At 57.6% G+C, this 12,301-nt stretch carries 10 protein-coding genes; 2 read left to right on the top strand and 8 right to left on the bottom strand.

Annotation, left to right across the window (positions count from 1 at the left end; all coding sequences use genetic code 11):
- Positions 1–4: 4 nt before the first annotated feature.
- The 3 genes from HNR64_RS14415 to HNR64_RS14405 form a co-directional block, all read right to left on the bottom strand.
- Positions 5–676 carry a hypothetical protein gene (locus tag HNR64_RS14415; RefSeq protein WP_204997135.1) on the bottom strand — a complete coding sequence of 224 codons (672 nt, stop codon included), beginning with the start codon at positions 674–676 and terminating at the stop codon, positions 5–7.
- 58 nt (positions 677–734) lie between these two features.
- Positions 735–2,336 (bottom strand): thrombospondin type 3 repeat-containing protein, encoded by a 1,602-nt coding sequence (locus HNR64_RS14410; RefSeq protein WP_204997134.1) that lies wholly within the window; start codon positions 2,334–2,336, stop codon positions 735–737.
- A 122-nt stretch (positions 2,337–2,458) separates the two neighbouring features.
- Positions 2,459–2,602 (bottom strand): hypothetical protein, encoded by a 144-nt coding sequence (locus HNR64_RS14405; protein ID WP_204997133.1) that lies wholly within the window; start codon positions 2,600–2,602, stop codon positions 2,459–2,461.
- Positions 2,603–2,924: 322 nt separating this feature from the next.
- On the opposite strand from HNR64_RS14405, the gene HNR64_RS14400 reads away from it, so the two are divergent.
- Complete coding sequence (locus HNR64_RS14400) at positions 2,925–4,040, top strand: helix-turn-helix transcriptional regulator (RefSeq protein ID WP_204997132.1); 1,116 nt, start codon at positions 2,925–2,927, stop codon at positions 4,038–4,040.
- On the opposite strand, the gene HNR64_RS14395 is transcribed toward HNR64_RS14400, so the two are convergent.
- The gene (locus tag HNR64_RS14395; RefSeq protein ID WP_204997131.1) at positions 4,041–4,397 is read right to left on the bottom strand and encodes a group I truncated hemoglobin; all 357 of its coding nucleotides are present in this window, start codon (positions 4,395–4,397) and stop codon (positions 4,041–4,043) included.
- Positions 4,398–4,486: 89 nt separating this feature from the next.
- Here HNR64_RS14395 and HNR64_RS14390 point away from each other — a divergent pair, with 89 nt between their 5' ends.
- On the top strand, positions 4,487–4,912 hold the full coding sequence (locus HNR64_RS14390) for an RrF2 family transcriptional regulator (RefSeq protein WP_204997130.1): 426 nt from the start codon (positions 4,487–4,489) through the stop codon (positions 4,910–4,912).
- Here the strand turns inward: HNR64_RS14390 and HNR64_RS14385 are convergent.
- The 4 genes from HNR64_RS14385 to HNR64_RS14370 form a co-directional block, all read right to left on the bottom strand.
- A complete protein-coding gene (locus tag HNR64_RS14385) occupies positions 4,909–5,634 on the bottom strand; it encodes a YebC/PmpR family DNA-binding transcriptional regulator (protein ID WP_204997129.1) in 726 nt (241 codons plus the stop codon). The two genes, HNR64_RS14390 and HNR64_RS14385, sit on opposite strands and share 4 nt — an antisense overlap.
- 83 nt (positions 5,635–5,717) lie before the next feature.
- On the bottom strand, positions 5,718–6,326 hold the full coding sequence (locus tag HNR64_RS14380) for a hypothetical protein (protein ID WP_204997128.1): 609 nt from the start codon (positions 6,324–6,326) through the stop codon (positions 5,718–5,720).
- Positions 6,319–9,642: a UvrD-helicase domain-containing protein gene (locus HNR64_RS14375; RefSeq protein WP_204997126.1), complete on the bottom strand. Its 3,324-nt coding sequence runs from the start codon at positions 9,640–9,642 to the stop codon at positions 6,319–6,321. Before HNR64_RS14375 ends, HNR64_RS14380 begins: the two co-directional genes overlap by 8 nt.
- A complete protein-coding gene (locus tag HNR64_RS14370) occupies positions 9,639–12,284 on the bottom strand; it encodes a PD-(D/E)XK nuclease family protein (protein WP_204997125.1) in 2,646 nt (881 codons plus the stop codon). Before HNR64_RS14370 ends, HNR64_RS14375 begins: the two co-directional genes overlap by 4 nt.
- Between the last annotated feature and the right edge of the window lie 17 nt (positions 12,285–12,301).

Genomic DNA, 12,301 nt, shown 5'->3' with positions numbered 1-12,301 from the left:
CAGATCAATTTCCAGTGCGGGTGCCGATAATTAGTTCGACGAAGGCGAGCTCACCTGAAGAGCCATCATCAAATGACGCGTTTGCATCATACTCTTTATTTGCCGATGTCAGCAGTGAGCCATCGCCACTGACGAGGAACTCAACATCGAATACCGTGCCATCCTCAGGGAAGCTGACTACAACAACGCTGCCATTTTGCACGTATGTCACAGTCTGGCTCTCAGCTGGCTCATCAGAATAGTTGCGCAGTTTGTTGTCGGGAATATTCACTTCATATTCTGCATCGTCACCAGCGGCGATCGAAAAATTAGCGCTGCCACCCTCAGAAAAACTGATTGTCGCCTTCAAGCTACCGTTGCTGACATTGGTAAAGGCATGAGCATTGAACGAGCCTTCCGGGGGCACACCTCCCGCCGCAATCGAGCTATTAATACTCAGTAACTGGTAGCTATTACCGACCACTGAATTATCCGGTGTTGCCTGCTCCAGCGCCGTTAATCGATCAGCATTATCATTGATCGCCGCAACCAGTGCCGAGATAGTCGCATTAACATCAGCGGCCCTTGCGGCCGTACCACTTTCAAAAGTTGTTATATCACTGGAGCCCACCGTACCGGCCATCGCCATCGGCACGGTGAGTAGTAGGGCAGCACTTGTAGTCAGTAATTTTTTCATGGTATCCACCTTTTAAATTTAGGTAATCCGTTATAAGTAATATTGTTGGCGGCACTTGCTACTGCCAGACAGCCTGATCCCAATTAAAACCGTCCCACTGGGCCTGCGGCAGACCATTGTCGTCATCGCAGATATCACCGATATTGTCCCCGTCACTGTCGGCTTGATCTTCGTTGGCAGCATTTGGGCAGTTATCAATCTCGTTTTCGATGCCGTCACCGTCGCGGTCGATATCGCTGTTGTCTCCGGTGCCATCCCCGTCGCTGTCGACGGATTCATTGCTATCCAAGGGAAAAGCATCATCAGCATCGGCAACACCGTCATCGTCGTCATCTGAATCGGCATTGTTACCAACTCCATCCCCGTCGGTGTCAACACTCTCAGTACTATCCAGTGGGAAGGCATCATTCGCATCGGCAACGCCATCACCGTCATCATCCTTGTCGGCATTGTTACCTGTGCCGTCGTCATCAGTATCAACCGCTTCTGTGCGGTCATCAGGAAAAGCGTCGTCCGCATTAATCACGCCATCACCATCGCGGTCATCGTCGCAGACATCGCCCTGCTGATCTTCATCCAGGTCAGCTTGGTCACCGTTAGTCACAAGAGGACAGTTGTCATCATCGTCGACGATGCCATCTCCATCCGTATCCGGAACCGTATTGGCAGGCTCCGGATCTCGATTGGCATCGCCACCACTTTCCAGTGCACTACTGTCAACATTGACGCCTGTGGCGCTGCGCTCGCTGATCAAAATGCTCTCGACATCAACAACCGACGTCGACGTACCAGGTACCAGTAAGCTTGACGGATCCACAGTAATTTCAGCCACTACGTCGGGCACATCGCTAAATGCGGCTATCGCCTGACCAGCCTGCTGTCCATCAAGCTCGCCATCACTAAGGTCCTGTACCAAGCCCGCCAGCATCTGGTCCGTACTAACGGTACTGGCACTGTTGTTGGCAACGGCCGTGGCGCGCATATTCACCACAATCGCGCTCAGGGCCTCGATGGCTGTTCGGTAAGATGCTGCCTTGGCCTGGGAAGTCGAATCGACAGTCTGCGCGGTGAGCATGGGCGCGGTGCTATTGAGGTCTGTATCCGTATCCAACCCGAAGCCTAAGGTACTCACCACCTGCCGTGACGCCCACTCAAAACCAGCGACAAACTCAGCCTCGCTGACAACGCCGTCGGCATTGCCTCCGTACGCTAAGGTGTCAGCATTGGCGACTGCTAAGTCGTAAGCCAAAGTGGTCAACGGCGAAGGGTAGACTGGGCTCTGCAGCGCTCCCGTATCGGCGAGAACAGTGCGAAATACTGTAAGCACCGGCGCCACCCCGGAGGCAAGATCTACAGTACCACTGACAGCGCGAATCTCGAGCAGTATCGGCCCGCTGTGGTTATTGGCGACGGCCAAGCCAGTAATCTCCGCTTGGTCATCGGTACTGCCAGCATCCAAGACATCGCCCTGATAGTGGCTCTCATCGGCCGCAAAGCGGTAAGCCCTAACCTCGGCGTTAGCCATCGGTCCTTTCACCGGGCTACCGGTCAAAGCAATGCCCGACGACGAGCCTGAGCCAGAGCCCCCTCCTCCGCCACATGCGACTAGCGCCGCACAGCAGGCCGTCGCCACGCTCAATTTCAGTTTGTATCTGCTCATGGTATTTCGCCTTTACCAATCGTCATGTCAGGCCCACATTTGCTGTGGGTTGCGGATTTCCAACCACCTGTGGACCTACGCCCCAAGTGCTATTCATAGCTAAACGGGTGACACCGAAAAGCTTAAAAACCTTTGAACTCCATATCTGGCAGTAGAGCTTGCAGGGTATTCATTGCCCCGCTGCGTAGTACGCTAACTTCTCGCAAGTGGCGGGCAACTTCATCAGGACAAACATCCTGAACGTTGTATACATCTATTATCGTCATCTCGCGGCGCGACTGCCCCCATGACACTCAGCGCCGGGATAGAGGCGCTCATCACAAAACCAGTAGCGTAAGTGGGCATCCCTTCCCATGGGCGAACTTCCTGGCCGGCCCGGTTCCACGGCGAAGTCCCTGTGACATTCGCAAGCGACACACTTCTCGCCGCAGACACTCACTGCCGACCTAACAAGCAGTGAATGTGGCGGGACGGGTTTGCCCAGCACCAAGACTAACTATATAGTCGTGGCTCTACCTCCCCAAAATTGGGGACGGCGAAAGGAATCGCTGTTCAATGCCAAGGATGCACCGGCGTAATGAAACATATATGGACAACGACAGACTGTCGCAGCTCATTGGAGAGCTCTATCGCCACGCGGATCAGGCAGACGGCTGGCTAGCCTTTTTCTCCTTGCTGGAATCCGACATTCCCACCCGCTCTACCACCTTAATGCTGGAAAACACGCAGGAAAAAAACGGCGACGTTATGCTGAACCGGCATATCGACGAGAGCGATATGCAAAGCTATATCGATTACTACCTCAAGCGGGATGTCTGGTCGGCCGAGCTGATTAAACGCCCGCCGAAAAAATTTCACGGCAGTCAGGAGCTGTCGGACAAAGCCTTGCTAGCCTCTGAGTTCTACGCCGACTATGCACGCCCCGCCGATGTTCGCCATGCTTGCGGCGCTTATATAGAAGACCCAAGTCAGGGGCGGGCGTTTCGCGTTACCCTGCAACGCAGCCACAGTCACCAGCCCTTTAGTCGCGACGAGCTGACCTCTCTGGATGCCTTTGTCCCCCATATTCAGAACGCGCTGGCCATTCACAAGCGCAATATCGATGGCGAAATTACCCGCATGGGCCTGGAGGCGGTAGGGAGAATTGTCGATAGCGCGGCCTTCTTGCTCAGCCCAAGGGGCGAACTGCTGTCTCACAACAGCATGGCAGAAGCGCTACTGAAACGTGGCATTGCCCTGCATCGCGGTCGTCAACTGCGTTTCAACCACCCACAGCTGGATCGCCACGCCGCGCAACTTTTCAATGACTTGATGGCGTTTACCGACAATAAACAACGCCAAGCGCGCCGCTTTGCCCGAATTGGCGACAGCGACAATGGCTATCAAATGAGTGTGGAACCCTGGCTGATTCCGTCGATACGGCCCGGTTACCAGGAGCTTGGCGCACTGCTGCAGCTCAAACCCAACACCTTGCGCAGTCAATTGAGCCACCAGGGCTTGCGCAAGCTATTCGGCCTTACCGCTAGCGAGGCCAGCGTTATTCAGGGCCTGGCAGACGGCTGCTCGGCGGCAGCCATTGCCCAGCAACTGGGCGTGAAAGAAAGCACCGTGCGCAGCCACATTAAATCCAGCTACCAAAAGCTGGGCGTGGGCAAACAGTCGGAACTGCTAAGCGTGGTGTTTTCTTCCCTGGCCCGGCTTTAATTAGCGGTTCAGTACGTCGTCGCGCACACTTTCCGCAATATTGGCCACTTCCTGAATATCACTGTCGCCCACGCCCAGCTCTGACAGTGTAGCGGCCAAGTCTTCAACAACGGCGTTGAAGTGCTCATCGTTCAAGCCCATACCGGCGTGTGCGTTGCGCATGTCCTCACCGGTGTAATCATTGGGGCCACCAAACACCATGGTTAAGAAGGCTTTCTGTTTGCGGGCCTGGGCGAACATATCAATATTTTCAAAGAAGCTATTGATGCGCTCATCTGCCAGCACCTTTTCGTAAAAAATATCCACGGCCTTGTCTACCGCTGCTTCGCCACCTATACGCTCATATAATGTTGTCATTATCTCTCTCCAATTAAAGATGCATAGTAAATGCATGTTTTGAGGCGCTATAATAGCCACGACTCCAGTGTCAGGTAAAGGGCTGATAGATGAAATTAAGTAAACATACGGACTACGCCTTTCGCAGCCTGATATTTTTGGCGGGGCAGCCGCCGGGGCAGCGCGTTACGATTCAGGATATTTGCGACTTTTACAGCATCTCCCCGAACCATGTATCGAAGGTCATCATGCAACTGGTGCGCAGGGGTGAGGTTGAATCTGTGCGGGGGAAAGGTGGCGGCCTGAGTTTGGCTAAGGCCCCTGAGGACATCGCGCTGCTGGACATCGTAAAAGAGTTTGAAACCACTTTGCAGCCGATCAACTGTGCAGAGCAGCCCTGCAGAATTATGGGCGACTGCGCCTTACAAGGACTGCTGGGCAACGCCGTGGGCGCTTTCCTGAAAAGCCTGGCACCCTACACGCTCGCCGATATTACTAGCAGCGAGGTGCAGGTACTGCGCCTACCGGCTGATTAGTCAGCCGGTAGTTCGGCGCTGTGGTAGATATTTTGCACATCGTCCAGCTCGTTGAGCATGTCCATGAATTTTTCAAACATGGGCATATCATCTTGGCTGATCGGCGCGGTGGTTTGGGGCAAAAACTGAATTTCTTCGACATCAAAATCGATGCCTTCAAACGTTTCTTGCAGTGCCTGTTTGGTCTTAAAGAATTCCGTATGCGGCGCAAACACACTGATTTTGCCGTCTTCGCACTCAATATCGCTGACGTCCACGTCAGCCATCATTAGCGCCTCCAACACCGCCTCTTCGTCGTCACCGTCAAAAACAAAGATCGCAGAGTGGTCAAACATGTGGCTGACACTGCCCTGAGTACCGATCTTGCAGTTGGTTTTGGTAAACGCCAGGCGCACATCGCCAAAGGTACGGTTTGGGTTGTCGGTTAAACAATCCACAATCACCATGCAGTTGCCCGGACCAAAGCCCTCGTAGCGCGCAGGCGAGAAGTCTTCGCCGGCACCGCCCTGCGCTTTATCCAGGGCATTTTTGATAACGTGGCTGGGGACTTGGTCTTTCTTTGCGCGGTCCAACAAACTGCGCAGAGCCAGGTTGGCATCGGGGTCTGCCCCTCCCGACTTCGCCACCACGTATATTTCGCGGCCATACTTGCTGTAGACCTTGGTTTTGGCGGCGGCCGTCTTGGCCATAGACTCTTTTCGGTTTTGGTAGGCTCTGCCCATTACGCAGCTCCGCGTGTTGGTTAAATTAAGGTCGGCGATTTTAGCTTGCCAAAGCGCGCTCTGCCAATCGCCTGACGGTTTGGCTAAAACTCGAACTTCAGCGGCGCGGTGTTTTTCTGTTCCAACACCACCGGCAATCGGAAGTTTTCCGGCATGCGCTTCATAATATAGCGGCGGCCGTTGTCCACATGTTGGTAGCGCATCAATTCGCTGCTCAGGTGATCAATACGGTAGGCGTCGTAGTGCGACGGGTTCTTCGCGTTGGCCAGCTTCATACCGTCAACCATCACCCAGCCGCGAAAAATACGAAAGTACACATCCCCCGAAACGCCCCAAAAGCCCACCTCGGCCTGGCTCTCTACCCGACCGTCGGGGTGCGTGCTGCGAAAGTCTGTGCGGTAGGTGCCATCTTCGGCTCGCTCTACTAACCACTCTTTGCGAATACCGGTTTTACTATTGGCAATGCCATACCACTTACCCAGCAGGGCTTTGCGCGCCTGCGCGGTAGTCAGGCCGCTACCATCTGCCGGCGCGGAACGAACGTCACCCCGAGACTCCACGGCGGGCGTGGCAGCAAGGCTGGCACCCTCAAATTCCACCTGCTGGCGGTCTACCATTGAGCTGCATGCCGACAAACTGGCTGCCAGAATGCCCGTTAACACCAGGCTGCCCAAGCCAGAGAATTTAATCATCTTGTCCATCCAAACAAAGCAGGCGCTGATGAGCAGGAAAATACAGCGCCGACGAAATCGGACATTCTAACCCAGTTGCCTGCAAGGCCTCTCGGTATATCTGCATTTTATTCCTGTAGCGCTCACGCTGGGCCGCCAGAAAGTTCTCCAGAGAGCCCCGTGCCTCAGCGGTTTTATAATCGATAATCCAACAGCGCGGTTGCTCGCCGCGATTGTCGATAAACGCGCGATCGAGAATGAGTGTTTGCCACTGTCCTGCCATCAAGCGACGAATGGTTTGTTCACTGGCCTGCCAGTCGTAACTTTGCAGAATCCACTGCCCCTGCTCACAGGCCAGTGTGTTGTCGAGTAAGTGCAGCACTCGTGCCAGACTGTCTTCCAGGCCCGGCTCGGGGTGGCAATGATGGCGCAGCCGCTGTCGCAATGCGCCGGTCAATCTGGCGCGGTCATCTATCAGCACCCGGCTCGTTTGCTGGCGCCCGAGCCGCTCCATTAATTCGTGGAACACAATACCAACAGCGCGCTCTTCAATATTGTCTTCAAGCACCGCGTTTTCGGTCTGGCGCTGCACCCGTTGCAGCGGCGACTCCGGGTACACCTCCGCCTGCCAGGGCGGCTGCAGTGTCACAGAAAAGTCGCGTAACCTCGGTGCCAGCGGCACTCGCAACGGCGACACTTCATCGCCTTCCTGCAGCAACTCGGCGGCTTCGAAGTCAGCCGACACCACCGGCCATAGCCGCGCCAGAAAACTTGCCGCATCGGGCTTGAGGTCGTCTTTACTGTTCATTCTCGCCACGCCAAACAGGTGCAGTTCCACCTTCGCGCGGGTGAGTGCCACATAGAGCAGGCGATCCAACTCTTCACTGAGCGCCTGCTTCTGCACGCCACACAGGTAGTCGTAAAGCCGCTGCTCATCACCGCCACTGCGCTGCGGCTTGGGGGCAAACAGCATGTGCTGTTGCAGGCGCTGCCAGGCCAATAGTGGCCTGTCATCATTGCGGCCGCGATTGCCCAGGCCCGGCAGGATCACCACATCAAACTCCAGGCCCTTGGATTTGTGAATGGTCATCAACTCCACGCGGCTGCTCGGCGGCGCGGCGAACAACCGTGCCAGCGACGATTCAAAGGCCGCGATGTCTTCGAGAATACCCGAGGGCGCGTGCTCGTCGAGCACCGCAAGCACACGGTCGATATCAGCTTGCTGGTGCGGCGCAATGCAGGCCGGCCCGCCCAAGCGGTGCCACAGGCTGCGCAGCGCCCAGCGCAGGTCGCGGCTCTCCGGCCGTGAGTCCAGCCAATTCAGGGCCTCGACGAGGCGTGTGCAAACGCGCCGCCCCTCGTCACTGAGCGCGGTGTTCTCGGCACTGGCGTAGAGGGCGTCGCGCAGAGGCATTTCGGTTTCGCGCAGGCACAATAGATCGTCCCAGCTCAGGCCCACGAAGGGCGCTCGCAACAGGCCTGACCAGGCAACCTCATCGGCGTCGTGCCACAGCGCCCGCAGCATAGACAGCAGATCCATTACCGCCGGCAATTGCGCCAGGCTGTCGATATCCTGACCAGAAAAGGCAATATTGGCGGCCTTGAGAGCTGGGGTAATCTCCCGTAAGTGACTGCGGCCGCGCACCAGGATCGCAATACTCGCCTCGGGCGTTTCCCTCTGCACACGCTGGATAATTCCCACCACGTCAGCAGCCTCGCGGCGGGCGGCACTGGCGCTAGCATCGACATCTTTAGCCACCGCGATGGGGTGAACCTGCAGTCGTCCGAGATTTTGCCGCTGTGGCAGCGCTTCTACATAGGCACTGTCACGCTCGGCAAACAAGCCACGAAAACAGCCGTTAACCCAGTTGACCAAGGTCGGCGATGATCGGAAGTTGGCGCGCAGCTGCAGCAAGTCGAGGGATTTTCCCGCAAAGTCGGCGGACTGGCGCAGGTCATCAAACAGGCTGACTAAGCTGCCCCGAAAGGCGTAGATGGATTGCTGTAAGTCGCCGCAGAAGAATACCGAGCGCCCGTCATCCGGCGCCCAGTCTTGGCACAGCGCCTTGAGCAGTTCGATCTGACTGACCGAGGTATCCTGCATTTCATCGACAAGGATGTGCTCAATGCGATCCTCGACCAGCATGGCGTCACTGACCTCCCCTGCACTTCCGGTGCGAAGGGCATGAATGGCGCGCAGGGCAATTTCACCAAAGTCGACGCCGCCGCGCTGTTCAAACACCAGCCGCAGCTGCGCCAGCAGGTAGCGCAGCGCCACGCAAAAATGCCCCACCAGCTCGCGGGAACCGTCGGGTAAGGTAGCAGGTGGCAGCGTTGCCAGCGCCTGCCAGTGCGCCGCCAGCGCCTCCGGTTCGCTTTCCTGAGCGCGCGTCAACCAGTCTTTTGCCTGTTCGGTTCCCGGCTGGCCCTTTTTAAATTTGGCATGCTGCACCGATCCCGGCTTATAGAGCTCACCGCTGCCTTTGCAAATACTGCGGCCCACCTCCGCCAACACCGGCAGATCCGTTACGGTAATCGCCTCCGGCTGGGGCAGCTGCGCCGCCCAACTGTGTGCATCGCAGCTACCGGACGACTCCCGGTAGGCGGCAAACAGCTCGTCGATGCCAAAATGCTTAAGCGGCGTCCAGTGGCGCTCAAACGCCTCGCTCACCAATGCCGTTAGTGCCTCGTCCATCACATCGAGGTCAGCGCTGAGGATATCTTCCTGCCATTGGTCGCGCTTGGCCAACAGGGCCGACAGCAACGGCTGCAAGGTTTCGATGCGATTGCTGCCGTAGCGCAGCAAACTCTCCAGCGCCTCGCGCAGCGGCGCCGGACACTGTGGATCGTCGAGTTGACGAAATAGCTCAAGAATTGCCTCGCGGTAAAGCGCCTCGCTGTCGCTAACCGGGGCGGCGGCGCCCAAGCCTGACAGCAGTGGCAAGCGCCGCACCAGGCTGCCACAAAAGCTGTCGAAGGTGGCAATACGCAGGCGGGCGCTATTTTCCAGCAGGTTCCAGCCCAAGCGGGCCTGGTGCTCACGCACCGCCAATACGGCGTCGCGAATATCGCGGTCGAACACACTGTTGATCGGCATTGCCTCTGCCGACTGCAAAGCCGCCATCACCCGCTCTTTAATCTCGCCCGCCGCTTTATTGGTGAAGGTGATGGCCACCACTTGCTCTGGGCGTTCCACACAGAGCAGGCAGCGCAGATAACGCAACAGCAGCACGCCGGTTTTTCCCGAGCCTGCGGGCGCACTGAGCAGCACCGAACGAGCGGGATCAACCGCCTGCTCGCGCTGGGATTGATCGGGAGGACTGAGTAGTTCGCTCATTTTTCGTCCTCCGAAGTGGCGCTATCGCGCAGCAGCGGCAGCAGATACGCACTAAAGCTGCGATCCAATTGCGTGCTGTAATCGTGGGCGATATTGCCCGCCAAAATGCCCTCCGCCATGCTTTGCAGGGCGCCTTCCCAGGCGCGAAGTTCGGCCTGCCACTTTTCGGGGCTGTCGACATCATTGCCGTGGGCCTGTTTGGCAATAACACTGTTGGCCCAGTTGCTGCGCATATGCACTTTCAAATCGTCAGGGCTGCGCAGCTGGGCCAGCATCACCCCATCGACGGGGCTATCTTCGCTCGCGGCCAGCGCATAAATAGGCAGTTGCGGCTCAGTCAACGAGTCACTATTGAGCGCCTTGCCATCAATGCCGCCGGTTTTGTAATCGATAACAAGGCGCTTGTCGCCGATGCGATCAATGCGGTCAATGCGAAGCTTTAGCGGAATTCCCATTAACTGGGTATCCATCGCTGTTTCCAGGGCAACGACGTCAAAGTCCTGCAGGCGCGCTTTCTCCTTGTATTCCAGCCAATGGCTAATCAGCGCCACCACGCGTGTCTTTTCAAGTTGCATCAGCGACTCGCCAAAGCGTTGCGGGTTAATTTCCGAGCCCTGCAAGGCCTCGTCCACACACTGCGCCACCAGCCGCTCTATCCCGGCAAAGTCCAGTGCGTCCAGCGCGGCCTTGCCCCCCAAGCGCTGCCACACTTTTTCCAGGCTGTCGTGAACCAAAATCCCCTGCAGGCGATGATCCAGGCCCTCCGCGGGCCGGGGAAATTCCTTGAGGCGCAAACGGTATTTTAAAAAGGCCAGAAAGGGGCTCTGAGCGTATTCTTTAAACAAACCACTGCCGCCGCGCAACCGCGCCCGCTGCTCCGGGGCCACCGGGCGTACCGCATCTGACTGCGGATGTGTTAACTGCCCCTGACAGCGAACCGGCAACTCCCCATCGGCCGCCTCTGCCGCGGTCATCGCCGGCAGCAAGCTACAGGGCGCCCGGGGTGTGCCGCTGGGGTCTTCGCCTGCATAGCTGCACACCAACACCGGGGCGCTGCGCAATATCTCTGCAAGCAGGGCGCGATCGCGCTGTAAACACAAACCGGGCTCACAGCCATCAACCTGCGCCTGGCGCTGCAGGTGCAGCGGTAAAAACGGTGACGGTTCAGCGCGGCGCGGCAGCGCTGCATCATCGAGCCCAGCGATCCAGGCGCCGTCGAAGTGCAGGCCGAGTGCCTCCTCGTACTGCAAGACCCTTATGCGGGCCGGGCTTCGCCGGCTGACGGCAAAGCGCTTGGTGGTCAGAATATGCTGCAGCCAGTGCAGGGCATCGCTATGAGCAACCTCCCCCAACTGGCGATCCAAGGCGCGAAACACATCCATGGCCTGGCTAAAACCGCGGCGACAGTCTGCAACCACGGGGTCATCGCTGTCAGCATTCGGCCACCCCGCCGCCAACAGCATTTGGTCGAAACTGCGCACCCAGGCCGAGGGCAGCTGCCGCGACGGCTGCGCGCCAATGTGCGAGTGCAAGGCCTGCAATACATCGACCCCGGCGTCCTCGCCAAAGTACGGCGCCAAGGCCAGCATCTCGCCAAGCTGACATTGCACCGCTAAACGGTCGCGACAGAAACGATCATACTGTGCGCGCGGCTGGCGCATGGCTGGCCAGTCCGCCACAAAGCGGCTGCGCAACACGCGACTCAGCTGCTCCAAGGGCAGTGCGCCCTGGCGCAAAGAGATCACATCCCAAGCCGCCCGAATGAGGGGATACGCATATAGGCTCTCGCTGCCCTCAAAGGCCCAGGGCGCTTCCTGCGCCTCGCCCTCGACATAGAGCGACTGCGGAAATACCCGGCGTTGCAGAGCGCGCTCAAGCGGGGCGCGGTAATTATTCATGTCGGCGACCAACACCGCCAGATTCGCTTCGGGCTGCTGCAATAGCTGCCCGGCCAACCAATTGGCAATGGCGTCGCACTCTTGCTCAAGCTGGGTCGCGCCGTACAAGCTCGGCACTGCATCAGGCGGCGTGTCGTCGAGCTGAAAACACTGCACACCCTGCGCGCGACACTGCTCGACAAATGCGTGCGTGGCGGGTGTTAAATGCAGCAAGGGCGAGAGAATTAAACGCGCCGGCAACTGCAATAGCCCCTCGGGTAACGCGGCACTCAGCGCTGCTGGTAACTGCTCCGCACTCATCGCGTCCAGCTCGTCCAGCGCCTCCTGCATGGCGCTGCGCCAATGGAAAAAAGCCTGGTACTCGGCGGAAAACAGGTAGTCTTCACGGTTACTGCCAAGGCAGTAGGCGGCGTGAATTTGGAAAGCATCGACAAACTGGCGAACAATGGCGAGGCTGTTGAGACAGTTGGCTGGGAAGAACTCGCTGCTTTCGATGATCTTCTGCGCGATTGCCAACAGCTGAATGGGCCGCAACACCTGGCGACTGGGCAGGCTCTCGTCCCACAGTTCAGCCAACCACTGCGCAACAGGAACAACGCTCATGGTTTCCAAAAAGGCCTGATCGTGCTCGCCCCGCGCCACCGCAATGCGCTCGCGTAACTGGCGGGCACTGGCATCACTGGGCACAAGCACCACACTTTTGCCGTCGAGGTTGAGCAGCTCTTCAAAGTGTAGTGGCGTCATTCAGCATCCTTGTGTTG

This window comes from Spongiibacter marinus, assembly GCF_016906995.1.
Lineage (GTDB): Bacteria > Pseudomonadota > Gammaproteobacteria > Pseudomonadales > Spongiibacteraceae > Spongiibacter > Spongiibacter marinus.
The sequence above is the reverse complement of the archived record's forward strand: the minus strand, read 5'-3'. Positions and strand labels throughout refer to the sequence as shown.